The following is a 24,744-nucleotide window of genomic DNA, read 5'->3' as shown; positions in this document are numbered from 1 at the left end:
GTCCATCACCCTCGCTGGCACGGACTTCGAGTCGGACCCGCTGCGCTTCGAGATCACCACCGGCCCCGCCCATGGCGTCATCAGCGGCTTCGATCCCCAGACGGGTACGCTGGTCTACACGCCGACGGCCGGCTACTCCGGACCCGATACCTTCGCCTTCACGGTATCCGACGGGCACCAGAGCGCTGCCGCACCAGCATCCGTGACCATCGAGGTGATCGCTGCCGATCCTCCCGACCCCGGTCCGGGCACGGACCCAGGACCCGGTGCCGGCCCCGGAAATGTCCAGGCCGTTCCCGGCCTGGGCCAGGGTGGCATGCTGGCACTGTTGTGCGGCATGGCCTATCTGGCCAGCCGCAGGATGAGGAAAAGGCAGGCCTGAGCCCGCAGCGGCCGCTGGCACCCGCGCTCACACGGCAGATCTTTGCGCAGCAGAGCGTGCACATTGGCCTTCAAGTGCTTGCACTCTGCGATCAACGCGATTTGGTCGGTTCAGACGCAGTAGACGCTGACGTACCCGTTGGTATCGCTCACACGGGTGACTGTCCTGATCGACTGGCGCAAGAACAAGCACACACTTGCGGTGTCGTTCACCCTGGACCGTGGCCAGTCCGCCCTGGCATTGCATTTGGTCAGCAGGATTCTTACCTACAGAACATCTTCGAGGCCTCCGACGAAACCGTAATGGAAACACCTGGGGGCAAAAACCCGAATTCCCACTTTTCCGCGATGAAAACTACCTGCAGACTGAGCTGCCAATCGAGGCCATACAGCCTAGCACGTTGAAGGAGGTCTTGGTGGCAGACATGCGCCGTGTGGCGTGCACCTACGACAGGCACATCTTGGCCGAGACGCCGAAAAAAAAAGGGGCATACTCGCCGGCATGTACAGGCCGCCAGCGATTGCCTTTGTGGGCAAAGGCTACCAAGCGTGGAGATCGTATGCATACGCGTTCTGCGCTCACTGCTAAGGAGTGGCATCACCAGCAAAAACCACCGATCCACGAAGCGCGCACAGATGATCGCCTCTGCCAATTTCAGCAGCGCTTCGTGGATATCCAGCCGTCGTTCAAAGCGGATTCGCAACTTGCCAAAGCCTGCAAACCATCCATGGGTATGCTCCACCACCCACCGGTGCTTGCCAAGCCGCTCGCTACTCTCAACGCCTCGCTTGGCAATGCGGCTGGCTATGCCCCGTTGTCTCAAGTGCGCACGGCAACGCTTGTAGTCATAGCCCTTGTCGGCGTGCAACTTCGATGGTCTTTTGCGGGGGCGCCCTGCCAAGCCTGAAATCGCAGGAATCGCGTCCACGCACCTCTCGAACATCTTGGAGTCGTGCCGGTTCGCGACGCTGACCAAAATCACCAGCGGGATGCCTCTGGCATCTACGACGATGTGTCGCTTGGAGCCGAGCTTGCCTCTGTCCGTCGGGTTGGGCCCCGTTTCCTGGTCCCCCGGGGGCTTAGTACCGAGGTGCCATCAATGCTGCCTCGGCTCCAATCGATTTGGTCATGTTCACGCAAGCAAGTCAGTATGGCCTGGTGCAACTGTTCCCACACACCAGCGGCATTCCAGTCGCGCAGGCGCCGCCAGCAGGTCATGCCGCTACCGTACCCAAGAGATTGGGGAAGGTCTTCTCATGGAATGCCTGTTTGCAGCACGAACAGGATGCCGTTGAGAGCGGCTTCATCGCTGACTGCGAGCTTGCGGGCACCACCTCTGGCGGAAGGTACGAAGGCTGGGATGAGAGGTTGCAGCTGTCGCCACAGTTCTTTGCTTATGGGTCGTTGTGCCATGAGGGCAGCGAGCCTAACGCTCTGCGGCGGGCTTCTGGCCAAGTGGTGTTAGCCGCTCTTAAGCAATTCGTCGCCGAAGCGCACCGATCAATCCCATCGCCGCAATAAGCCCTGCCAGCGCTGCCGGCGCGAGCATTGGAACCGGATGCACCGAGGACGGACTAGCTGCCAATTTGAACCGCGCGAAGACGTTGCAATCCATGAAAACTGGCGCGGTAATGAAGGTGTTGCCGTTGAGCGTGCCGCCACAGGAGCCGTCAACGGTATCAACGACATAACCGTTGGCTGGTTCCAGAGTGAAACTGACGGAATCGCCAGAAGTAACGCTTTGAGCGGACGCAGGGCTGATTGCGCCATGCCCCCCTGGGACGGATGGCGTGACGATCATGGTAGTGCTCAAATTCATCAGCAGGCGTGCAATGCGGTTGCGGGTCGTTCCATTGAAGCTTGTAAATAAACCGCCGATTAGCGCATTTCCATCGGATTGCAGAGTGACAACGCTCACTACGGAGTCAGCGCCTTCACCAGGATCAAAGGTATTGTCAAGAGTGCCATCGGTATGAAGGCGCGCAATATTGTTGCGGGATTTTCCACTAACAATATTAAAATCCCCTGAGAGCAGTACCTTGCCATCAGGCTGCAGTGCAATATTCTGGGGATATCCACCCTCAGCCCCCGCGCCAGGATCAAATGATGCATCCAGTGAACCATCCGAATTGATACGCGCAATTCTGTTGCGAGACACACCATCAACACTTTCGAAGCCTCCGGCTATTACGATCCTGCCATCAGGCTGAATTGCAATGGATCTGACGCTTGTGGGAAATAAACTGCCTGCATTAAAAGTGGTGTCGATTGAGCCGTCGGAATTAAGTCGGACAATGCCACTATGAGTTGGCTGGTCATTAACCCTTCCAAAATCACCTCCAATGAGCAGCTTACCATCCGATTGCACAGCAACTGTGTAAATTGGTGGGCTCAAAAAAGGAGGGGCAAAAGTTTTGTCGAGTGAACCATCGACGTTGACACGAGCAATTCCCTCAATTTTTATGTCTTCAACAGTGCTGAAGATCCCTGATATTATTGCCTTGCCATCGGGCTGCAAAGTTACTGAATAGATAAATGGATAAATTTCCCTTATATCAACTTCATAAGAGGTATCAAGTGAGCCGTCGGCATTGAGGCGAGCAATGGCTTTGCGCTGCGTTCCGTTGATATCGGTGAACTGACCGCCAATTATTATTCGACCATCAGACTGCAACGCAATTGCCCGGACTTCATTAACATCACCTGGAATAAAATCCACATCTAGGGATCCATCAGCATTCAGGCGGGCGATACCCTTGCGAGGAATGCCATCCACAGAATCGAATGATCCACCGATGATTATTTTTTCATCCTTGGGTTGCACTGCGAGCGTGTGGACCCATTGATTTAGTCCTGCAACTCCTTTTCCCGGATTGAATTCCGGGTCGACAAAAATAGTGCCGCTTTGCGCCCGTGTCGTACTTGTCACAAGAAGCATTGTGGCGCACATGAAAATTTGGCAACTGGTAAATATACATAATTTTCCCGATTTTTTGACTGCTCTGCTACTTATATTTTTATATAGTAAATTGAATAAAACGCGAATCATTTAAAGAACTCCTTCATTATGTATTTTCAATTTGATTTAACTCAGCCATCGGGAATATTTGGCTTCATTGTGATTTACATTTGCACCATTATTGGCCACAGAGACACAGCCGTTGGCTGTGCCTATGTGTACGTGCGATAGCCGTGCTTCCAAGTGCTCGTCATAAAAACCCACTTCTACCGGAATGAAATTATTCTCGTATACCCTTTGTAGGTTAAATTTATCAAACTTGAAAGAAATGCTTTCAGCTTTTCTCGAAATAATGCTACCTGATATTAGTGAATCTAGATTTTTTGGTGCTTAAGAATTTTCTTAATATTTTTGAAATTTCTATAATCTGCAGGGAAGACTGTTGGAAAAATCATCGCAGTAATTTATGTCATAGCGAACGATGAAGTGGTTTTGCCGGTGGCTGAAAGGGAGCCTCGTCTCCCTAGACTATTCGTTTTTCAGGCCAACGCTTTATGCCTCCTCCACTGAACACTGCAAGGCTTTGCCTATGATCTTTTTGCGCTGTCGCCGAATGTGCAGTTGCACATCACCTTCAATGGATGGTCGAATAACAGACTCAAGCGAGACTCACTCAATGCGCGAACGACGGACAATGAGACCGCCTGCTGGCTGTGCTCTCCGCTGAACTTGGTCGCCGTGGTGCTTTATGTATGACCATTCAAGTGAAGCATAGGCGCCATAAAGGGCATGGTAGCTAGAGTATTTAGATGTACAATCCCAGGAAGTCATGGTGCATTCTTCAGCCTGGAACAGGAGAAAGCACTATGGCAATCCGCCTGCATGGCAGCGCCCGCACAACGCCGCGTATCCGCGCAAAACTCCAGCTAGCGACCGGCTCCCATCGGTCCTTGGGACAGAGCAAGTCGGCATCTTTCTCAAGAGCAAGAACACCTGGCAATTGCGTTACGCAAGCAAGGACATTTGTCGCTGTACGATCTCATGGAACAGCTCCTGGAGACAGCACCCAAGCTCAGCCGCAGCGCCTTGCATCGATGCCTGCAGCGTCACGGAATCAGCCGACAACTCGCAACGCACCTGCCACGAAGGCACGGAAAGTTTGAAGAAACGACGCTGGGCTTCGTGCACATCGACAGCGCTGAAATGAAGATCTCCAGTGGCAGACAGCACATGTTTATCGCCATAGATTGCGTCTCAAAATTCACGCATGTCGCGTTCTTTGACAGGGCCACGAAAGCCAATGCAGCGCAGTTCCTTCGACAGGTGCTTGTTGCCTTTCCGTACCGCATACATACCGTCCTGACGGACAACGGCATGGCCTTTACAGGGCAAGAGCGCTTCAGAGGCGGCGTCACCGACACATGCATCGGTCACATCTTTGAACGCATCTGCAGGTTCAATGGTTTCGATAAAAGGCACACCAAGCCATATTACCCCTTGACGAACGGCATGGTCGAGCGCATGAACCGGACCATCAAGGAATCCACGATCAAGGCGTACGAGTACGAGGGACTGGAGCAGCTACGGGAGCATGTCCAGGCCTTGGTTCAAAGCTACAACTTCGGCAAACACTTGAATGCGCTCAGGTGGAAGACACCATTCCGGACGATTTGCGAGGCATGGGAAAAAGATCCAAGCCGCTTTAGACTTCATCCGCACCATCTCACTGTGGGACTGAACACGCCATGTGGGGCAGCCGGGCCTCCAGCACCATGCGCTGGCCCGAGCGCATCACGACCTGGTTGCTGCGTATCTGCAGCAGGGCATCGTCGCGCGAGTGCAGGCCCTTGATCTCGTGGCCGAGCACGGCATAGCGGCCGGGGCCGAAGAAGTCCTCCCAGGCCTTGTTGACCAGTACCACGCGGTGGTCCGCGTCGGTGACCAGCATGGGCAGGGGCGTGGTCTCGAACAGCAGGTGCTGGAAGGCCAGCTGGGTCTGCAGCTCCTGCTGCGCCTTCCAGCGGGCCGTCACGTCCACGGCGCTGCCCGCGAAGCCCACGAGCCGGCCGCCTCGCGCGCTGCGCCGGGGCTGACGGCGGACAGGATGACCGGGTTGTTGGCCAGGCTTCACAGGGCATCGAGGTCGGTGAAACCCCATTTCGCGGGGTCTTCCCGACTGGCTATCTTCTCCTGGCACCCGGGCCGGGCCAGGTCCACGGTCTCCGGTGCCATCCGCATGCCGCTGGCCGTGGAATAGAACACCTTGACCTGCGGACATGTCAGGGACTGGCGGCCAGGGTCCACGACCACCCCCAGCCTGCCCGTTGTCAGCCGCACCAAAGAGCCCACCGGGTAGATGCCTATGCTTTTGACGAAGGCCTGGAATACGGTCTTGTCGAAGTGCCCGGCGCTCCATTCGGCCATCTTGTGCACCGCCTCGGCAGGGTCCCAGCCACGCTTGTAGGGGCGGTCCGAGGTGATGGCGTCGTAGACATCGCAGACCGCGCCCATCTTCGCAAACAGGCTGATGTCCTCGCCGCGCAGCCCGTGGGGGTAGCCTGTGCCATCCACCTTCTCATGATGGTGAAGGCAGACGTCCAGCACCACCGGATCATCGACGCCGCCGGCCAGGAGCAGCTCCAGGCCTCGCGCCGGATGCTCGCGGACCTCGGCAAACTCCCTGTCGGTCAGGCGCCCCGGCTTGTTCAGGATGGGGGCGGGGATCGCCATCTTTCCAATATCGTGCAGCAGCCCCGCATAGCCCGCCTGGCGCACCTGCTGCGGTGGCAGGTCGAGCTGGCGTGCCAGCACGATCATCAAGGCGCAGACCGCCACCGAGTGCATGTAGGTGTAGTCGTCGCTGCTCTTGAGCCGGGCGATGCTGACCAAGGCGCACGGGTTGCGGATGATCGACTCGGACATCTCGGCGACCACGGAGCGGGCCTCGTCCTGGTTGATCTCCCTGCCCATGCGCGCCTCGCGGAACATGGCGGTGATCGCCTGCCTGGACTGGCGGCAGATCCGGGCCGCCCGCTTCACCTCCTCATCGAAAGCAACGGGCCGCAGCTCGCACTCCAACTCGGCCAGTTGCGAGAGTTGGTTACCTCGCCTGATGAACTGACGGCGGAGAAGGCTGCCTGGACTTCCGCGCATGCCGATGTCAAAAGCTCGCTGGCCGAACTCCAGGCCAAGATGGCTTTGAAGGATGTTGCGGCCGATGCACGCGATCTGGTTGCCAAGATTGTGGGCGTGGAGCAGCGCTATGGACCGGTTGTGACCGATATCGTGGCCCTGGCTCTGCAAAACCAGAAGGAGGCGGCGATCCGCAAGATGAGCGACGAGTACCAGCGCTTGATGGCGGAGTTGATCGAGGCCAACGGACACTACAGTGAACTGTCCTACGTCCGTTCCCAGCAGATCATTGAGGAGTCAAAACAGGCATACGAGCACCTCAGAAACATGCTGATCGCCGCCGGATTCATGGCCTTTGTACTTGCTGTACTGATGGGGCGGCTGATATCAAACAGCCAGACACGCGCTCTGGGTAAACAGCCGGCACCAAAAAGTGACGTGTTCCCCATATCCGGTCACTTTTAGAGTGGCTAACACCACTTCGTCACAGGCCCCCGCAGAGCAGTTATGCTCGCTGCCCTCATGGCAAGACGACCCGTTAGCAAAGAACTGTGGCGACAGCTACAACCCCTGATCCCAGCCTTCGTGCCTTCTGCCAAAGGCGGTGCGCGCAAGCTCGCAGTCAGCGATGAAGCTGCCCTCAACGGCATCTTGTTCGTGCTGCAAACAGGCATTCCATGGGAAGACCTTCCCCAATCCCTGGGCTACGGCAGCGGCATGACTTGCTGTTGGCGCCTGCGCGACTGGAACGCTGCTGGTGTCTGGGAGCGGTTACCCCAGGCCATACTGACTCGATTGCGTGAACATAACCAGATTGATTGGAGCTGGGTCAGCATTGATGGCTCCTGGGTACCAAGCCCCGGGAGCAGGAGACGGTGCCCAACCCGACGGACAGAAGCAAGCTTGGCTCCAAGCGAGACAACTTTGTTGACGCCAGGGGCATCCCGCTGATGATCTTGGTCAGCGGTGCGAACAGGCATGACTCCAAGATGTTCGAGGAGTGCATGAACGCGATTCCTACGATTACCGGCTTGGCAGGACGTCCCCGTAAAAGACCTGCAAAGCGGCACGCCGACAAAGGCTACGTCTTCAAGCGATGCCGAGCCCACCTGAGGCAGCGGGGCATCATTGGCCGAATTGCCAGACGAGGCATTGAGAGCAGCGAGAGGCTGGGCAAACACCTGTGGGTGGTGGAGAGGACGCACAGCTGGTTTGCAGGCTTTGGCAAGCTGCGAATCCGCTTTGAACGACGGCTGGATATCCACGAAGCGCTGCTGAAACTGGCAGCGGCGATCATCTGTGCGCGCTTCGTGGATCGGTGGTGTTAGCCAGTCTAAGCCATCGCATGTGATGCCCACACACTATTGGACTTCTATTTATCTACGATATTTCGTAGAAATCAACGAATTTAATACAGGGAAAACCCCTGAAATATGCAATTTCTGAACAAATACTGAGCATTCTTGCTAGTTTGCCCTAGGACTTCATGAGTTTCTGATCTACGATATTTTGAAGATGTTTACGAATAATCGTAATTTTCAGAAGCTAGGGTTGACATGTCTGGGGCATGTCATGCCCTTTTGAGTGCCTGCGTTCACGCGCAGGGCAACCGTATCCATTGGGCAAGGAGGCATAACCGTGATGAACCGTCGCAGTTTTTCGGCATCCATTGGGGCCATGGCACTGCCGCCCCCGGTGTTCGCGCAGGGCAGTTACCCGCAGCGGCCCATAACCCTAGTCGTTCCGTTCTCTGCCGGGAGCGTGGTGGACGTCCAGGCGCGCCTGGTCGCGAAGGCGTTGAGTGAGAATCTGGGCCAGCCCTTCGTGATCGAGAATCGGGTGGGCGTTAGCGGCTCCATTGGTGCCGAGTTCGTGGCGCGCGCCGCGCCTGATGGCTACACGCTTCTGGTCGGCACTCAGGGCACGCAGGGCACCAATAGCACGCTGTTCAAGAACATCCGCTATGACCCGGTCAAGGACTTCGTCGCCATTCATGGACTGACGGGAAACGCTAACGTCCTGGTTTCCAACCCGGGCCGGAAGTGGAAAACCGTCGCCGAAGTCATTGAGCTGGGCAGGCAGCAGCCAGGCAAGCTCAACTTTGGCTACGGTGGAAATGGGACGTCTGCCCACCTGTGCCTGGAGTTGCTCCAGACCCAGACCGGTGCGCGCTTCAACCAGGTGCCCTACAAGGCCAGCACCGCGGCCCTGGTCGATCTGATCGCGGGAAATCTCGACCTGCTGTTCGACTATGTCCAGACATCTAGAGCCCACATCCGGGATGGAAAGATCGCTGCGCTGGCGGTGACCAGCACGAGCCGCTTGGCCGCGTTGCCCGAGGTGCCGACCATGGCCGAGGCCGGGATTCCGAGCGTGGTGGCCATGAACTGGGGCGGTGTCTTTGCACCCGCACATACACCGGCGCCCATCATCCAGCGCCTGTCGGATGCCGTCGGCCATGCCTTGAATTCGCCCGAGGTCACCGCCTCCTTGGAGGCCGTGTCCAGCGTCAAGATGGGGATGCCGCACGAAGTGTTCCAGCCCTTCGTGGCGACCGAAGCCGCCAAATGGGCCGAGGTGATACGCAAATCCGGGGCGAGTCTTTGAGGGCGGCCTGCAGGGGCTGCCCCATGAGCCACTTTCACCACTTCCACTGTTTCCAGCAGGAGCCGTCGCAATGACAGTCATCCCCACGCAGGACCTCGCGGCCCTGCACAGCCAGATCCAGGCCATCGCGCAACGTGTCGAGCAGTTGGACAGCATAGAGGCCATCCGCGCGCTGCGTGCCCGCTACCACGAGCTCGTGAACGAGGATGCAGGAGATCGCCTGTATGAGCTGTTTGCACCGGACGCCGTGGTGGCCTATGGAGGACGGGCCGAGGTCCGGGGCAAGGACCGCATCCGTGCCTTCTTCGCTTCGTTCCCGATCCAGGCGGCCCGGCAGTTCATCCACAGCCATGTCGTGCAGGTGCAAGGGGACCGTGGCACAGGATCCAGTTATCTGGATGGGCGGCCTGTGCGGGACGGCAAGAGTTTTTACGTGGTGGGACGGTTTGACGACGAGTACATCCGGGTCAATGGGCAATGGCTGTTCCAGCGGGTCACCTTGAGCGTGCACTACATGATCGAGGCCACGGAGCGCTGGGACGACCTCATTCCTCTCCAGGGGGCTCATTGATGCGTAGCGCCGAATCCATGACCGTGCCTTTGCTTTTTGACATGAGCGGCCAACGGGTGCTGGTGACCGGGGCCGCCAGCGGGCTGGGGCTGGCCATCGCGCAGGCCATGCTCGAGGCTGGGGCGCACGTGGTTCTGTCGGACAGCGACGCGCAGGCGCTGGACACCGAGATGCATCGCCTGCGCAAGACGCACCAGAAGGTGCAGCAGGTGGTGATGGACGTCAGCGATGGCGCCGAGGTGGATCGGGTGGTGGACGCGATGGCGGGGCAAGGACACATCGACTGCGTGTTCGCCAACGCAGGTATGAGCGCCGGGCGCGGCTTTCTGGTCGAGCAGGGGGGCCTGCAGAACGTGGACCCCGTGGTCTGGGAGCGTGTGCTCAAGGTGAACCTGGACGGCGTGCTGGCCACCATGCGTGCCGCCAGCCGCCATATGAAGCCCCGCCATTGCGGGCGGATCATCGTGACCTCGTCGATTGCAGGGCTGCGTTCGGAGGCGCATTCCGGCTATGCCTACGTCGCGTCAAAGGCGGCCGTCAACAACATCGTGCGCCAGGCGGCCGTGGAGCTGGCGCCCTACAACGTGCTGGTGAACGCCATCGCTCCCGGCCCCTTTGCGACAGGACTCAACGGCGGGCGCCTGCGCCTGCCGGAGAGTGCCGAGCGCATGCGCACCTACGTCCCGCTGGGCCGGATCGCCGAGCCGCATGAAATCAAGGGACTAGCGCTGCTGCTGGCGTCGCCGGCATCGAGCTACATGACGGGGGCCATCATTCCTGTTGATGGGGGGACCAGTGCGCGATAGGCCAGCCTCATCCTTCTCTGCCTTTATTCCACATCTGCAAACAGACCGGGTTCACCATGATCATCGTGACAGGCCATGTCATCGCTCGCAAGGACACGGAGGCCGCTGTGCAGCGGCTGGCTGTGGAGCACGTTCTGCGCTCCCGCTCGGAGCCGGGTTGCGTGTCCCACGAAGTGAGCCGTGATGTGCAGCAGCCGCTGCGCTTCGTCTTTGTGGAGCGCTGGAGCGATATGGCGGCGCTGCAAGCCCACTTTCATCTGCAGACTTCGCGGGATTTTGCGCAGTCCATGGCCGAGCTGAGTGAGGAGAGCCCGCACATCGCCACCTACCAGGCGGAGGCCATCCGCGCGCGCTGAGGCCGGCCAACGGGAGTGACGCCTGACCGCCAAGCGCCGCGCCGCAGCGGGCGCGGCGGGGCAAGACGGTCAGCGTCATCTTCAAACCATCGTGAACCCTCCGGAGACGCCAATGGTTTGACCGGTGATGAACAATGCGCGCTCGGAAGCCAGAAAGGCCACCACGCCCGAGATGTCGTCCGGGCGCGAGAGCCTGCCCACGCCTTTGGAGATGGGGTACAGGTTCACCATCTTTGCCAGCAGTTCGTTGTTCTGCACGGTGGCGTCGATATGCAGCGGCCCGTCCTTGATGCCCTCGTGTGACACGGCGCCCAACGCGATGGCGTTGACCGTGATGGCATGGCGGCCATGCTCGCGCGCCAATGCCTTGCCGAAGCCGGCGATGGCCGCCTTCGCGCCGGAATAGACGGCCATGTTGGCTTCGCCGATGCGGCCGGCCTCCGAGATGATGTTGACGATGCGCCCGCCCTTCCTGGCCACCATGCCGGGCAGGGTGGCCAGGCAGCAATGCATGGTTCCGTAGACGTTCAGGTTGACGATCTTGGCCCAGTCGGCCATGGGCATGTCCAGGAACGCCGGCGTGCGGCCGCCTTTCTCGCGCCGCTCGGGAATGATGCCCGCGTTGTTGACCAGGATCTGCACCGGCGCGTCGAAGTGGTGCGCGGCGGTTTCGACCATTTGCTGGACCTGGTCGGCCTGGGTGATATCGGCCGCGGCGGCCAATGCCTGGCCTCCCAGTTCCTGGATTTCGCGGGCGACCGCCTGCGCACGCTCGGCAAACAGGTCGTTGACGACGACACGTGCGCCTTCGCGGGCCAGTTCAAGGCAGATTTGCCGGCCCACGCCCTGGCCCCCGCCAGTCACCAGTGCTACTTGTGATTCGAGTCCGAGTTTCATGAAAGCTTTCCTTGGATGTGAATAGGGATGTGATGTGAAAGATGTGCCACGGGCTCCGTGCATGCGCGCCCTGGGTCTTCAGCGGCCGTGGAACACGGGCTTGCGCTTCTCCACGAAGGCACGCATGCCCTCCTTGCGGTCCTCCGTGTCCACCAGCAGTGCGGCCGCATAGCGCTCGAATTCGAGACCGCTGTCCAGGTCCGTCTGCATGCCGCGATTGACGGCGCGCTTGGCAAAGCACACGGCCAATGGCGGCATCTCCGCGATCTGCTGTGCCAGCACCAGCGTGGCGGGCAGCAGCGCTTCGGGTGCCAGTACCTGGGTGACCAGTCCATACTGCAGCGCCTGCTCGGCATCGATCTGGGCGGCCATGAGCATCAGTGCCTTGGCGCGGGCTTCGCCGATCAGGCGCGGCAGCCGCTGTGTCCCTCCTGCGGCGGGGATCACCCCCAGGCGGACTTCGGGCAGGCCTAGCTTGGCGGAGGAGGACGCCAGCCGCAGGTCGCAGCACAGTGCCAGCTCCAGCCCCCCGCCCAACGCCACGCCATTCAGGGCCGCCAGCACGGGCTTTTCAAACTCCTCGATACTGCGGAACAACTCGTGCGTGCCTTTCTGGGCAAGAAAGAAGGCGGTGCTGTTGACCTGCTGGTCCGCACGCTCCTTGATATCGGCGCCCGCACAGAAGGCGCGGTCTCCGGCGCCGGTCAGTACGACCGCCCGGACGCGTTCATCCGTGCGTGCCAGCTCGAAGAAGGCGCGGGCCAGATCCGGCTTCATGCTGCCACCCAGCGTGTTCATGCGGTCAGGTCGGTTCAGGGTGATGATGGCCACCCTGTCGCGCACCTCGTAGATCAGCGTCGGCAGTTCGACGCGGTCAGGACAGCTGTTGCTTGTCATGCATCTCTCCTTGTGACTCAGGCACCGGGTGCCGAAAGAACGTGGGCAATGGCCACGGAGCCGAGGCCGATCATGTGCGCCATCCCCCAGCGGGCCTGTGTGTGCTGGCGTTCACCGGCTTCGCCACGCAGCTGGCGCGTGATCTCGGCGATCTGGCCGATGCCGGTGGGACCCAGCGGATGGCCCATGCCGATCAGCCCGCCCGAGGCGTTGATGGCGCAGCGTCCGCCGATTCGCGAATCGCCGCGCTCCAGATAGGCCGCGCCCTCGCCCGGCTCGCAGACGCCGATGGCTTCGCTGTACAGAAGCTCCTCCACCGAGAAGGCGTCGTGCAGCTCCAGCAGGTCCAGCGTCTGGGCAGAGATGGCTGCCTGCGCCAGGGCCGCCTGGGCGCTGACGCGGACCAGGTCCACCGCAGCGGCGCCATAGGCGGTTTCCTCGGTCTCGCTGCACGCGGCAGAGGCACGCACGCGCACGCAGCGCGCCGGGTCCAGGCCCAGCCGGCGCAGCGCCCGGCCCGACACCAGCAGGGCAGCTGCCGCCCCCTCGCCACGGGGGCAGCACTGCTGCACGGTCAGGTCGCCTGCCACCTTGGGCGATGCCAGCACCTGCTCCAGCGTGCGTGGCTTGCGGTATTGGGCGAAAGGGTTGAGCGATGCATTGCCATGGTTCTTCACGGCCACCTTGGCCATGGATGCGGCATCCGCCCGACGCTCACGCAGGTAGGTGCGCGCCATCATGGCGAACTTCACGGCCGGAATGGTGGCGGTCTCGCTCAGGCGTGCCAGGCCCTCCTTGTCGGCGGCGCGGCGACCGTCACCGTGCTTGTCCACGCCGACGGCCAGCGCCACATCGCTGATGCCTGACGCAATCTCCATGCAGGCCTGGCGGAAAGCGAACGAGCCGGAAGCGGACGCGTTTTCCACCTGCGTGACCGCCAGTCCCGTGGCGCCCAGGTGCCGGAGCATGACCCGCCCCGTGGCCATGCCTATCGAGGTGGTGCCCACATAGGCGCTTTGCACCTGTGGCCAGGACAGGCCCGCGTCGCCCAGTGCGGCACGCACGGCCACAAGACCGAGATGGGTGTAGGGCGTGTCGCTGGGAAACTGGTAGGGATGCATGCCAATGCCGGCAACGTACACGCCGTCGTGAGGGTCCAGCCAGTTGCTCATGCTGCACCTCCTGCCTGGGCGGGCACGAAGCGGCAGTCGAATATCTCTGCCGAAGCCTGGGCAACAGCCACTGCGCGCAGCTGCATTCCGACGTGCAGCTGTGATTCATCGGATACGGCGATCACTCCCTCTTCCACCAGGCCATCTGCGATGCGGATGTCCCCCGCAATGCGGGGCGTCTGCAGGCCGGGCAGCAAGGGCACGTGCAAGGTTACGAACTCCAGCAGCGTGCCGGCACCGTGTCGCGCCACGGTCTGCGCATCCTGCAGCGCATCACCGCAATGCCCGCAGCCGGGAACATTGGCCGGGAAGCTGAGCTTCCCGCAGGCCGGGCACTGCACGTAGAGGAACTCCAGCGAGCGGCCGTCCGCCGCCAGCTGATAGAGGCTGGGATGCCGCGGCCGAAAGCCGCGCAGATCGTCTGTCATGTATGACTCCTTGGAAATTGGTCTGGAAAGCAATGGTCTGCAAGGCGTGTCGGCGTCCCGCTTGAGCCGTCATTCGAGCCGGGCGCCCGAGCGCTGAACCACCTCGCGCCAGCGCGTCACTTCGGACTTCACGAAAGCGTTGAGCCTGTCGCCGCGCATGCCGCGCATGGGCGTGCTGCCATTCTTGTCTGTGACGGCCAGCACGTCGGGATCGACGATGGCCTCGCCCAGCGCATCGGCCAGGCGCTTGACGATGGGGGCCGGTGTGTGAGCCGCGACGAAGACGGCACTCCAGGCCACGGACTCGGCGCCGGGGTAGCCCAGCTCACCGACGGTGGGCAGGTCAGGCGCGCTGGCCAGCCGCGCCTTGCCGGTCACCGCCAGTGCCTTGAGCTTGCCCGCCTGCACCAGCGGCATGACCACGGCGGCGTAGTCGAAAACCAGGTCGAGGTTGCCTGCAATGAGGTCGTTGAGCGCCGGGCTGCTGCCTTTGTAGGGCACATGGGTCATCTTGGTGCCCGTGGCGGACTGGAACAGCTCGGCGGTCAGGTGCGTGGCGGTGCCGGGCCCGGCCGAGCCGAAGTTCAGGCCTGCGGGATGGGCCTTGGCATAGGCCACAAGCTGCGGCACGGTCTTGAAGGTCCGTGCGGGATGGATGGCCAGCACCAGGGGCGACTCCGACATGCCATGGACGGGAACGAAATCCTTGATCGGGTCGTAGCGCAAGTTCTTGTAGAGCGCCAGGTTGGCCGCCTGGGTACCCTGCGTGCCGTAGATGAGGGTGTATCCATCCGCCGGCTGGCGCACGGCGTAGTCCACCCCGATGGAGCCGCCCGCGCCGGGCCGGTTGTCCACCACCACGGGCTGGCCGAGCTTGTCCCCCAGCTTTTGTGCCAGCAGGCGGGATGTGCTGTCCGTGATGCCGCCAGGGGTGAAGGGGACGATGAAGGTCAGGGGTTTGGCCGGCCAGTTGCCGGTATCGCCCGCCGCTGATGCGGCGCCTGCAGCCAGCAGTGCAAGCGCACCGCAGGCGATGGATTTCCAGAAGGGCTTCACAGGCTTGTCTCCGGGTGGTTGTGAAAACTGTTTGCTTGAAATATCTACGATTTACCGTAGACTACTTCAAAATTTCGTAGATACGCAACCCCAGGAAAACCTCGTTCACCCTTTCCGGACAACCGGGCATAAACACACACATCTGCCGGAGAGGCAGCCGTATTCGACCTTCGATATGATGGATCCGTGCCTACGAAATATCGGAGATGACATGCCAACCACCGTTCCTGCTGCCGCCCGTACGATGACCTTGCTCGAAGTGTTCGCCCGTGAAAAGCGTGAGCTGTCCAATTCGGACCTTGCCCGGCTCATGGACCTGCCCGAGAGCAGTTGCTCGGACCTCTTGCACACCCTTCACGAACTGGGGTATTTGCTGCGCACCGCTCGCAGCCGGCGCTTCTATCCCACGGCCCGGTTGCTGGCCGTGGCCAGGGAGATCTCGGCCAGCGACCCGCTCTACGCCGTGGGCGCCGAGGCCTGCGAACTGCTGCGCGACAAGACGGGCGAGACCGGCCTGTGCGGCCGGCTGGAGAACGGCGTCGTCAAGGTGCTGGCCTTCACCGAAGGACGCCACCCGCTGCGCTACATGCAGAACGTGGGCGACAAGCTGGCACTGCATGTGTCTGCCCTGGGCAAGGCCGTGCTAGCCCTGGGCACGCCCGAGGAGGCGGCACGCCAGCTGCGGCTCAAGCCGCTGCGCCCGCTGGCCAGCGGCACCATCACCGACCTTGCAGCGCTGGAGGCCCAGGTGGCGCAAGCGCGTGAACAGGGCTGGATCTGGGTCGAGAACGAGGGCAGCGACGGGCTCAGCGCCCTGGCGGTCGCGGGACTGGCCGGTGGCGAGCCGCTGGCCATTTCAGTCGCCGGCCCGACCGATCGCATGCGCGCCCAGCGCGCCCAGTGCCTGCAGGCGCTGCAGGAAGTCCATGCGCTGATATTCCGCCAGCGCAAGGACGATGCAGCTTCCGAACACTCTGCAGGCCATGGCCCGTCGCGGCGCATCGGCCGCAAGACACCGGCCTCTACGTCGTAGGGCCGATTTTTTTCCATCCATACAACAGGAGACATTCCATGAACATTCCCACCGCCGACCAGGAGCTGTTGCGCGACAACATCCGCCGCTTCATGAAGGAGCATGTGGCGCCCGTCGTCGCCCAGCATGACCAGGCTCACACATTTCCGTTCGAGCTGCTCAAGCCGCTGTCGGAATTCGGCTACCTGGGCGGTCGCCTGTCCGAGGAGGAAGGGGGCATGGACCTGGACCAGATCACCTGGGCGCTGATGATGGAGGAGGCGGGCTACACCTGGCTGTCGCTGCGCACCATGCTAAACATCACCAACGCGGCTATCCACAAGCTCGCCGCCGAGGCGACGCCCGCGCAGAAGGAGCGCTTTCTCAAGCCGCTGCTGGCCAATGAGCGCAAGTGCTTCAGTGCCATCAGCGAACCGGGCACCGGCTCCAACATCGCCCAGGTACAGACGCGGGCCGACCTGCAGGGCGACCACTACGTGCTCAACGGCCGCAAGCTGTGGATCACCAACGGCGCCTTCGGGGACTTCGGCATCGTCGTGGCCCGGACCTTCAGCCCCGACTGCCAGGGCCAGCTGTCTACCTTCCTGGTGGAGCGCGATGTCTCGCCCTACGAGATGCGCCGCGTGGAAACCATGGTGCTGCGCAGCACCGGCACCGCCGAGCTGGGCTTCGATAACGTCCGGATCCCGCGCGAGAACCTGCTGGGCACGGAAGGCGGAGCACTCAAGAAAATGCTCATCGGCCTGGACAGTGCACGCGTGAACATCGCCATGGGTGCCGTGGGCGCCGCGCAATCGGCGCTGGACCTGTCCATCGACTATGCGCGCACGCGCACCCAGTTCGGCAAGCCGATCGGCAGCTTCCAGTTGGTGCAGAAACTCATCGTGGACATGACCATTCGCGTCGAGGCGGCACGCGCGCTGGGCCTGCGCGCCGCCGCCGCGCTGGATTCGGGCAAGGACGCTCGTACCGCTGCCTCCATCGCCAAGCTCTACGCCACGGAAGCCGCGCACGAGGTGGCCAGCATGGCGCTGCAGGTCCATGGCGGGCTGGGCTATGCCACCGACTATCCCATCGAACGCATCTTCCGGGACACCCGTGGTGGCACCATCCCTGAGGGCACGACGGAAGTGCAGACGCTGATCGTCGGTCGCGAGATCCTGGGCATCTCGGCCATCGCCTGAGTATTCGACCCACCTGCGGACCCCATGAAAAGCGCCCCCATGCCGAACACCACAACCCACCTTGCGCCCTGCGACCTGTCGCGCCTCATCCGTCCCCGCTCCATTGCCCTGGTCGGCGCCTCCGACAGGCCCCAGAGCATCGGCGGACGCACATTGGCCAATCTGATCGACCACTCGGCGCCGGTCGGCGAGCTCTACCTTGTCAACCCGACCAAGACCGAGCTGCGCGGCCGGCGCTGCTGGCCCAGCATCGCCAGCCTGCCCGAAACACCCGATGTGGCCGTGATTGCCGTGCCGGCCGCCAATGTCCTGGGCGTCGTGCAGGAGTGCGCGGCGCGGCGCGTGCCCTTCGCCATCATCCTGACCTCCGGCTTCGGAGAGGCCGGCGAAGAGGGCGAGCGCGCGCAAGAGCAACTCAAGGACATCGCCGCGGCAGCCGGCATGCGCATCTACGGCCCCAACTGTCCTGGCCTAACCAACGTCAACCAGGGGCTGGGCATGACGTTCTCCCCTTCGTTCCCGCACGACCTGGTCAAGGGCCCCATCGGGCTGGCGACGCAAGGCGGCGGACTGGGCCGCAACGTCATGCAGGCCATGGAGCGCGGCATAGGCATCGGCCTGTGGGCGTCCACCGGCAATGAGGTAGACCTGCAGGTGGCCGACTTCATCCAGTACATGGCGACAGCGCCGGACATCAAGGTCATCGTGACCCTGCTCGAAGGCATCAAGGATGGCCCGCGCTTTCTGGCCGCGCTGCGCTGCGCGGCGGACAATGGCAAGCCCGTGATTGCGCTGAAAGTCGGCAAGTCGGAGTACGGGCGCAAAGCCGCGCAGTCGCACACGGCATCGCTCACCGGTTCAGCCGAGGTCAACAGCGCCGTATTCAAGCAATACGGGGTGATCGAAGTGGATGACATCGACGAACTGGTCGATACCGCCTGGCTGTTTGCCCGCGGGCTTCCCGGTGCGCAGGAGGGGATCGGCATCTACTGCTCGTCCGGCGGCACTGCGGCGCTGACCGCCGACGCCGTGGGGACGGCGGGCCTGACTCTGGCCGAGTTTGCCCCCGAGACCACCCGGGTGCTGCGAGAGCGGCTGCCCGACTATGCTGCCATCGGCAACCCCGTGGACACCACCGCCGCCATCCTCAGCGATGCCGAGCTGATCGAGCAGACGCTCGGCACGGTGGCTGCCGACCCGCATCTGGGCTGCGTCATCGCACCCATTGCGCTGGACTATGGCGAAACCACCATCCGCATGGCCCAGACCATCATCGCCGCGCAACAGCGATGCCCTACGCCGATCGTGCCGATCTGGATGAGTGACCGCCTGGGCGAAGGCTACCGCCTGCTGGTCGCAGGCGGCTTTGCGCCGCCGCGATCGGTGGGCAAGGCCGTCACCGCGATCCGCCGCTGGGTGGAGTGGGGGCGCTGGCAGCGCAGCGCTGCGGCCGTGGCGCTGCGCAACCTGCCTGCGCCCACCGTCGCACCCGTGCTGGCCCCCGGCCCCGTCGAAAGCCTGCCGGAATTCGAAGCCAAGCGGCGCCTGCAGCAAGCCGGCATCCGGCTGTTGCCGGCCGCCGTGGCCCGCAGCCGCAAGGAGGCGCGGCAGTTCGCCGACGCCATGGGCTATCCGGTGGTCGCCAAGATCGCGAGCGCCGACATCGTCCACAAATCCGATATCGGCGGTGTGTGCGTGGGCCTGGAAGACGGCGCCGGTGTGGAGGGAGCCTGGGATCACATCATGGCGTCGGTGGCATTGCACAAGCCGGACGCGGCCATTGACGGGCTGCTCATCGAGAAGATGGCGCCACGCGCGGGCATCGAGCTGATCGCGGGGGTCACGCGCGATCCCGTTTTTGGCCATGTCATGACCTTCGGGCTGGGCGGCATCTACGTCGAAATCCTGCGGGACGTCACGCGGCGGCTGCTGCCGCTCACGCCGGACGATGCCGCCAGCATGGTGCGCGAGATGCGCTGCTTCCCCCTGCTGGCAGGCGCGCGCGGCCGGCCACCGGCCGATATCGCTGCCCTCCAGCAGCTGCTGCTGGCCGTGTCGGACTTCGTGATGGCCCATGCCGATCGCCTGGAGGAGATGGACCTGAACCCGATCTGGGTCGGGCCAGAGGGCCAGGGCGCCTTGCCACTGGACGCCGTGATCCTGGAGCGGAGCGGCGCATGAGCGCGATGGCCGCACCGCTGGCCGGCGTCACGGTCATCGACTTCAGCGAGCTGCTTCCCGGCCCCTTCTTCACGCAAAGCCTGGCCGAGATGGGCGCACGCGTGATCAAGATCGAGCGCCCGCCCCATGGCGACAACGCACGCCGCATGGGGCCAGGCGGCTTCGATGCGGTCAACCGGGGCAAGCTCAGCTTGCTGGCCGACCTGAAGGACGAGGCCCAGCGCGCGCGCATACGCGCACTGGTGTCCGAGGCCGACGTGCTGGTCGAGTCCTATCGGCCCGGCGTCATGGCGCGCCTGGGGCTGGACTATGCCAGCCTGCGTGAGAGCTGCCCGCGATTGGTCTACGTGTCCCTGAGCGGCTATGGGCAGGCCGGCCCATGGGCCGATCTGCCCGGCCATGACATCAACTACCTGTCGGCGGCAGGCGTCCTGGCCGTTTCGGGCGCGCCCGGCGGGTCGCCCACCCAGAACTTCGGCCTGCCGGTGGCCGATCTGTGCGGGGGCATGTACGCCCTGTCGTCCACGCTGGCCGCCTTGCTGCAGCGCCAGTCGAGCGGACAGGGCCAGCACCTGGACGTGGCCCTGGCCGACTGCGCCTTGCACTGGATGAATCCCCGCCTGGGTGCCTACGGCGCCGAGGGAGCCACCGGCCTGGGCGCACAACGCCAGGCCACGCTGGTCAAGCCCGCCTACGGCGCCTTTCGCTGCCGCGATGGGCAATACCTCTCGCTCGCGGCGCTGGAAGACCACTTCTGGGCGCGGCTGTGCCAGGCCATGGACATGGGGCCTTTTGCGGGGGAGGCCTATCTCCACCTGCGCGCGCGCAAGCCTGAAGCGGATGCCATCAACACCCGCATCGGGGAACAACTCGCTTGCGAGGATGCCGCCCAGGCTTTCGATCGCCTGTCACGCCACGACCTGCCGGTCGCTCCCGTGGTGGCTCCCTCGGACTTGGCGACCTTACCCCATTTCACCCGGCGAGGGCTTTTTGAACACGACCGGCCGTTGTCCCTCGTGCGCTATCCGGTACACCTCGCCGGGATGGACCGGCAAGCCGATGTCAGCTCCCCTGCACTGGATAACGCAAGGCAGTACCTGAGGTGAGTGCCGGCCTACGCGCACCGGCCCTGACCTACTACCGGCGCGCCACCATTGCAGTTACAGGTACGGATGCGGCAGTTGAAGCCATCCATGTCCCAGCCTCACCCTGCGCCCCTCCTCTCATCGCTTTGAAAGCCCATCTGCCATGAGCGCACAGCTTCCTTTCCTGAATCGCCTGACTCTGCCTGTGATCGCCGCGCCCATGCTGCGCATCTCCGGCATTGAGCTGGTCTCTGCCGCGTGCGCCGCAGGCGTGATCGGCGCCTTTCCCACCGCAAACTGCCGCACGCTCGAAGAGTTCGATGCCTGGCTGACCCGTCTGGACGAAGAGGCCCGCGCAGCCCCCGAAGGCACCGCCCCCTACTGCCCCAATCTCATCATGCGGCGCAACCCCGCCCAGGTCATGGCGGAAGTGGAGGTCATCGCGCGCCACGGCGCATCGATGGTCATCACCAGCGTCGGCTCACCTGCCGCCGTGGTGCCGCGGCTACATGCAGCCGGCTGCCATGTGTTTGCCGATGTGGCATCGCTGCATCACGCGCTGCGCGCAATCGAGTCGGGGGCGGACGGACTGGTGCTGTTGACTGCTGGAGCCGGAGGGCACACCGGCTGGGCCAATCCTTTCGCTTTCGTCCGCGCCGTACGCGATGTATTCGATGGGCCCCTGGTGCTGGCCGGCGGGCTGTCCGACGGCGTGGCATTGCGTGCAGCGCGCACGCTGGGTTGTGACCTGGGCTCCATGGGCACGCGCTTCATTGCGACCCGCGAAAGCCTGGCCAGCGATGCTTATCGGCAGATGCTGATCGGCAGTTCGCTGGACGACGTGCTGCTCACCCGCGCATTTACCGGCCTGCCAGCGAGCTTCCTGCGGCCATCGGCCGAGCGGTTGGGCATCGATGTGACCATGCTGGACGAAAACGTGACCGTGCAGGAAGCCCGACGCCGCTTTGGCGGCGGGTCGGACCCCGCACCCAACCAACGCTGGACCGACATCTGGAGCGCGGGGCACTCTGTCTCGGGCGTGAACTCAGAATCCACCGTAGCCGCACTGGTTAGACAATTGGCTCGGGAGTATCAAGCGTGACGTGATCGAAGCGGACATTGTCCATGCTTGATGTAGCTTGGCGGCTGACGACCCCTTGCTGTCGTTCTCGCCGCTGTGCCCAATGAGTGCTTCCAACGTCAGCGGTCGTTGCACGCAAGATTCGGTGCCTCAGCACAATAAGCGTTGAGCTCCACTCCAGCGGTCGATCGCATCGGCCTGCAATCGACCCATTGCGGTCGACTCGCCTATGTCTGCTATCAGGGGGAACGGTCGCTCGACGCGGGTCAATCTGGACGAGGTCTGGCCGTAAGCCGCGAGATTGCATATTGGCTAACGATCGCTGGCGAAGGCCAGCGACTGATCCAAAGCGAACATTGCCCGAAAAGACGAACGCCACGAACGAATCCGTGGCGTGCTGCACTTACAGATCCTTAATGTGATCAGAATCGCCCGCGCAGAGTCAGCATCCAGTTGCGAGGCTCGCCGTAGTAGTTGCCCAGGGTGGACGTGCCCACCGTTCGGTAGTACCACTTGTCGAACAGGTTGTTGACGTTGAGCGAGAGCTGCCAGGTCGGGTTGATGCGGTACTCCACCAGCGCGTTCCACACCGCGTAGCCACCCTGCGTGTATGCAAAGGGAGTGGAGGGGCCGGTCCAGTTCTGTGCGGCCTCGTTCCATGTCGCGGCCGTGCCCTTGACATACTGCTTGCTGTTGATCGTGGCACCTGCACCGATCTTCCAGGCCGATGCCTCGCCGGACAGCTGCCAGGTTCCAAAGAACTTCAGCGAGTGCCTGGGCGTGATGGTGCTGAACACCGCGTTCTCGGTCTTGTTGCGGTTGCTGTTGTAGGTGTAGCCGGCATACAGGTTCACGCCCCGCGCCATTTCGCCGTTGATCTCCATGTCCATACCCTGGCTCACCACCTTGCCGGCGTTGACATAGCAGCATGCGCCGGCAAACAGCGTTTCGCTGGTGGGGTAGCGCGTGTCCTGTATCGCACGATCCTTCTGGACCACGCGGTACAGCGCGAAGGATGTGTTGAGCTTGCCGTCGAGCAGCTCGCCCTTCAGACCCACTTCGCTGTTGCTGCCGTGCATGGGTTCCAGCCCGGTACCTGGCGCGGGGCCCGACTTGTAGTAAGCCTGCGGGTTGAAGATCTCCGCGTAGCTGGCATAGGCCGACCACTGCGGCGTCAGATCGTAGATCACGCCACCGAAGGGCACGACCTGCGTGGGCTCCTTGTACTGCGTAGCACTGGCGATGCGCCAGGTGTCGGTCATCTGCCAGCTGTTGTTCAGGTAGGTGCCGTAGATCTGATTGAACTTGTACTTGTTCGCACGTGCACCGATGACCACCTTGGTACGGTCCGCGACTTCAAGCCTCAGCGTTCCGTAGACGCCATATTGCTTGGTGTCGTTCGGCTCGTAGCTGCGAAACAGCTGGCCGCGGGCCAGGTTTCCGGAGGCATAGGGCGTCGAGCCAATGTTGAAGAGATCGGCCACCTGCCCCGTCGCGCGATCCACGACGAAGCTTTGCCACTTGCTGTTGATGTCCTGCATGTCTGCACCCACCAGAAGTTCATGCGTGCGTCCGAACAGATCGAAGGCGCCACTGAGGTTGACGTCCACCATCTTCTGTCTGTTCCAGCTGTGCTGGTCCGAGCCGACCCAGCGCGACCCCGCCATGGTGACGGGATTCACGGCCCCTGAAACATAGCCGCCGTTGACGTCCCTGTCCTCCTGGGTGATCGTGGCGTTGGCGCGCAGTGTCCAGCGCGGCGCCAGCCTCCAGCTGAGCTTGGCAAAAAGCTCGGTGGATGTGGTGTCCTCGAACGCCCATGGAGCCGTCAGAGCCGTATGGCGAGGCAAGCGCAGGTCGGCGCCGTTGCTGTACCTCGGAAAGCCCTGCGGTGTGCCGTTCTCCTTGATGTGCTGGTACCTGCCGCCCACGGCCAGCACCGCATCCGGACCCACATCAGCCTCCAGGACGCCATAGAACGTGGGTTTCTTCGTGGAGCGCAGATCGGTGAAGTAGTTGCGGTCCTCATAGGCAACCACGGCACGGCCCCGAAGCTTTCCGTCGAATGCCACAGGGCCTGAGGCATCGACTTCCGTGCGGTAGTTGTTCCAGCGCCCGGCACTGGTCGTGAAATTGAACTGCGGCTTGGATGTGGGCATCTTGCGCACGAGGTTGACAGCGCCGCCCGGATTGCCCGTTCCATTGAGCAGACCAGCCGCTCCGCGCAGGACTTCGACGCGGTCGAATTCGGTCATGTCATAGGAGATGAACGTGTAGTTGCCGCTGGACGTGGACATGGGCGCACCGCCATCGATCTGCACGCTATCGATGGCGAAGCCGCGTGAATAGATGTCGGTCAGACGGTGGCCGCTGTCTTGCACCGTCAGTCCCACGATCTGCTCGGCCGCCTTGCCCAGATCGGTGATGCTCTGATCGTCCAGCCGCTGCCTGGTGAGCACGGACACCGACTGCGGCAGCTCTCTCATCGCCTGCGCCGTCTTGCCGATCGTGATGCCGTCGCTCGTGTAGGAGCCAGTCCCCTCGGTTTCGCCCAGGCGTCTGGCCTCCACCCGCACTTCCCGCAGCGTGGCGGCCTGCTCCTCAGGTATCGTCTGCGCCTCCTTGATGGTGAACAGGCCCGGACCGCTTTGCCTGGCGGCCATTCCCGAACCCGCCAGCAGGCGCTTGAGCGCCTCGTCCAGGGAGTAGCTGCCCTCCAGCGCGGGAGCGCGCAGGTGGGCCAGCCCGTCTTCATCGAACAGCAACTGCTGCCTGGCCTGCGCAGCGAAGGCGCGCAGCGCGGTGGGCAGTGGCTGCGCGGCAATGCTGAAGGCCACGCGCGCCTGCTGCTGTGCCTGTGCCACGGCAGGCATGGCCATCGTCACCAGCGCTGTGGCCACCATGGCGGCCACAGCGC

Annotated in this window: 19 protein-coding genes and 4 pseudogenes; 13 read left to right on the top strand and 10 right to left on the bottom strand. The window is 62.6% G+C overall.

The genetic code is table 11. The annotated features are described in order from the left end of the window. Positions 1 to 382: Ig-like domain-containing protein (locus PO605_RS27435; protein ID WP_272207196.1), on the top strand; the 382-nt coding region annotated here is incomplete at its 5' end. Positions 383 to 992: 610 nt separating this feature from the next. Here the strand turns inward: PO605_RS27435 and PO605_RS27430 are convergent. Both PO605_RS27430 and PO605_RS27425 read right to left on the bottom strand, forming a co-directional pair. Beyond that, positions 993 to 1,795, bottom strand: a pseudogene (locus tag PO605_RS27430) (IS5 family transposase); the annotation flags it as partial. A gap of 58 nt (positions 1,796 to 1,853) precedes the next feature. Continuing rightward, positions 1,854 to 3,431 (bottom strand): hypothetical protein, encoded by a 1,578-nt coding sequence (locus tag PO605_RS27425; protein WP_082001492.1) that lies wholly within the window; start codon positions 3,429 to 3,431, stop codon positions 1,854 to 1,856. Positions 3,432 to 4,207: 776 nt separating this feature from the next. On the opposite strand from PO605_RS27425, the pseudogene PO605_RS27420 reads away from it, so the two are divergent. Next, positions 4,208 to 5,075, top strand: a pseudogene (locus PO605_RS27420) (integrase core domain-containing protein); the annotation flags it as partial. Here PO605_RS27420 and PO605_RS27415 read toward each other — a convergent pair. Together PO605_RS27415 and PO605_RS27410 are read right to left on the bottom strand one after the other, a co-directional pair. Further along, positions 5,065 to 5,499, bottom strand: coding sequence for a PAS domain S-box protein (locus PO605_RS27415; RefSeq protein ID WP_272207195.1), 435 nt, complete (start codon positions 5,497 to 5,499; stop codon positions 5,065 to 5,067). The pseudogene PO605_RS27420 and the gene PO605_RS27415 sit on opposite strands and share 11 nt — an antisense overlap. Then, positions 5,469 to 6,443, bottom strand: a pseudogene (locus tag PO605_RS27410) (HD-GYP domain-containing protein); the annotation flags it as partial. The pseudogene PO605_RS27410 and the gene PO605_RS27415, both read right to left, overlap by 31 nt. Here PO605_RS27410 and PO605_RS27405 point away from each other — a divergent pair. The 6 genes and pseudogenes from PO605_RS27405 (at position 6,438) to PO605_RS27380 (ending at position 10,813) form a co-directional block, all read left to right on the top strand. Beyond that, entirely contained in the window at positions 6,438 to 6,938 is a 501-nt protein-coding gene (locus PO605_RS27405; protein WP_231574353.1) for a hypothetical protein, read from the top strand. The pseudogene PO605_RS27410 and the gene PO605_RS27405 sit on opposite strands and share 6 nt — an antisense overlap. 57 nt (positions 6,939 to 6,995) lie before the next feature. Continuing rightward, positions 6,996 to 7,801 (top strand): annotated as a pseudogene (locus PO605_RS27400) (IS5 family transposase). 313 nt (positions 7,802 to 8,114) lie between these two features. Next, positions 8,115 to 9,080 (top strand): Bug family tripartite tricarboxylate transporter substrate binding protein, encoded by a 966-nt coding sequence (locus PO605_RS27395; RefSeq protein WP_047473919.1) that lies wholly within the window; start codon positions 8,115 to 8,117, stop codon positions 9,078 to 9,080. Between the two features lie 70 nt (positions 9,081 to 9,150). Further along, positions 9,151 to 9,651, top strand: a complete 501-nt coding sequence (locus PO605_RS27390) for a nuclear transport factor 2 family protein (protein WP_047473918.1) — start codon at positions 9,151 to 9,153, stop codon at positions 9,649 to 9,651. A 41-nt stretch (positions 9,652 to 9,692) separates the two neighbouring features. Next, on the top strand, positions 9,693 to 10,457 hold the full coding sequence (locus PO605_RS27385) for an SDR family NAD(P)-dependent oxidoreductase (protein ID WP_231574516.1): 765 nt from the start codon (positions 9,693 to 9,695) through the stop codon (positions 10,455 to 10,457). 56 nt (positions 10,458 to 10,513) lie between these two features. Beyond that, positions 10,514 to 10,813 (top strand): putative quinol monooxygenase, encoded by a 300-nt coding sequence (locus PO605_RS27380; protein WP_047473916.1) that lies wholly within the window; start codon positions 10,514 to 10,516, stop codon positions 10,811 to 10,813. A gap of 81 nt (positions 10,814 to 10,894) precedes the next feature. On the opposite strand, the gene PO605_RS27375 is transcribed toward PO605_RS27380, so the two are convergent. The 5 genes from PO605_RS27375 to PO605_RS27355 all read right to left on the bottom strand — a co-directional run bounded on the left by PO605_RS27375 (position 10,895) and on the right by PO605_RS27355 (position 15,263). Then, on the bottom strand, positions 10,895 to 11,710 hold the full coding sequence (locus PO605_RS27375) for an SDR family NAD(P)-dependent oxidoreductase (protein ID WP_047473915.1): 816 nt from the start codon (positions 11,708 to 11,710) through the stop codon (positions 10,895 to 10,897). 78 nt (positions 11,711 to 11,788) lie between these two features. Next, complete coding sequence (locus PO605_RS27370) at positions 11,789 to 12,607, bottom strand: enoyl-CoA hydratase/isomerase family protein (RefSeq protein WP_047473914.1); 819 nt, start codon at positions 12,605 to 12,607, stop codon at positions 11,789 to 11,791. Between the two features lie 17 nt (positions 12,608 to 12,624). Next, positions 12,625 to 13,779 carry a thiolase family protein gene (locus tag PO605_RS27365; RefSeq protein WP_272207194.1) on the bottom strand — a complete coding sequence of 385 codons (1,155 nt, stop codon included), beginning with the start codon at positions 13,777 to 13,779 and terminating at the stop codon, positions 12,625 to 12,627. Next, positions 13,776 to 14,207: a Zn-ribbon domain-containing OB-fold protein gene (locus PO605_RS27360; RefSeq protein ID WP_047474509.1), complete on the bottom strand. Its 432-nt coding sequence runs from the start codon at positions 14,205 to 14,207 to the stop codon at positions 13,776 to 13,778. The genes PO605_RS27365 and PO605_RS27360 overlap by 4 nt, the downstream gene beginning before the upstream one ends. Before the next feature lie 69 nt (positions 14,208 to 14,276). Continuing rightward, on the bottom strand, positions 14,277 to 15,263 hold the full coding sequence (locus PO605_RS27355; RefSeq protein WP_047474510.1) for a Bug family tripartite tricarboxylate transporter substrate binding protein: 987 nt from the start codon (positions 15,261 to 15,263) through the stop codon (positions 14,277 to 14,279). A gap of 211 nt (positions 15,264 to 15,474) precedes the next feature. On the opposite strand from PO605_RS27355, the gene PO605_RS27350 reads away from it, so the two are divergent. From PO605_RS27350 to PO605_RS27330, 5 genes are all read left to right on the top strand, one after another. Beyond that, the gene (locus PO605_RS27350) at positions 15,475 to 16,296 is read left to right on the top strand and encodes an IclR family transcriptional regulator (RefSeq protein ID WP_082001647.1); all 822 of its coding nucleotides are present in this window, start codon (positions 15,475 to 15,477) and stop codon (positions 16,294 to 16,296) included. Positions 16,297 to 16,334: 38 nt separating this feature from the next. After that, a complete protein-coding gene (locus PO605_RS27345; protein WP_047474513.1) occupies positions 16,335 to 17,480 on the top strand; it encodes an acyl-CoA dehydrogenase family protein in 1,146 nt (381 codons plus the stop codon). Between the two features lie 39 nt (positions 17,481 to 17,519). Further along, positions 17,520 to 19,661, top strand: coding sequence for an acetate--CoA ligase family protein (locus PO605_RS27340; protein WP_272207193.1), 2,142 nt, complete (start codon positions 17,520 to 17,522; stop codon positions 19,659 to 19,661). Then, positions 19,658 to 20,767, top strand: a complete 1,110-nt coding sequence (locus tag PO605_RS27335) for a CaiB/BaiF CoA transferase family protein (protein ID WP_047470321.1) — start codon at positions 19,658 to 19,660, stop codon at positions 20,765 to 20,767. The genes PO605_RS27340 and PO605_RS27335 overlap by 4 nt, the downstream gene beginning before the upstream one ends. Before the next feature lie 142 nt (positions 20,768 to 20,909). Continuing rightward, entirely contained in the window at positions 20,910 to 21,848 is a 939-nt protein-coding gene (locus tag PO605_RS27330) for an NAD(P)H-dependent flavin oxidoreductase (protein WP_047470319.1), read from the top strand. A 401-nt stretch (positions 21,849 to 22,249) separates the two neighbouring features. Here the strand turns inward: PO605_RS27330 and PO605_RS27325 are convergent, their stop codons facing one another. After that, the gene (locus tag PO605_RS27325) at positions 22,250 to 24,730 is read right to left on the bottom strand and encodes a TonB-dependent siderophore receptor (RefSeq protein WP_197065113.1); all 2,481 of its coding nucleotides are present in this window, start codon (positions 24,728 to 24,730) and stop codon (positions 22,250 to 22,252) included. Positions 24,731 to 24,744 lie beyond the last annotated feature (14 nt).

This window comes from Delftia sp. DT-2 (genome assembly GCF_028401915.1).
Classification (GTDB): Bacteria; Pseudomonadota; Gammaproteobacteria; order Burkholderiales; family Burkholderiaceae_C; genus Comamonas; species Comamonas tsuruhatensis.
The sequence above is the reverse complement of the archived record's forward strand: the minus strand, read 5'-3'. Positions and strand labels throughout refer to the sequence as shown.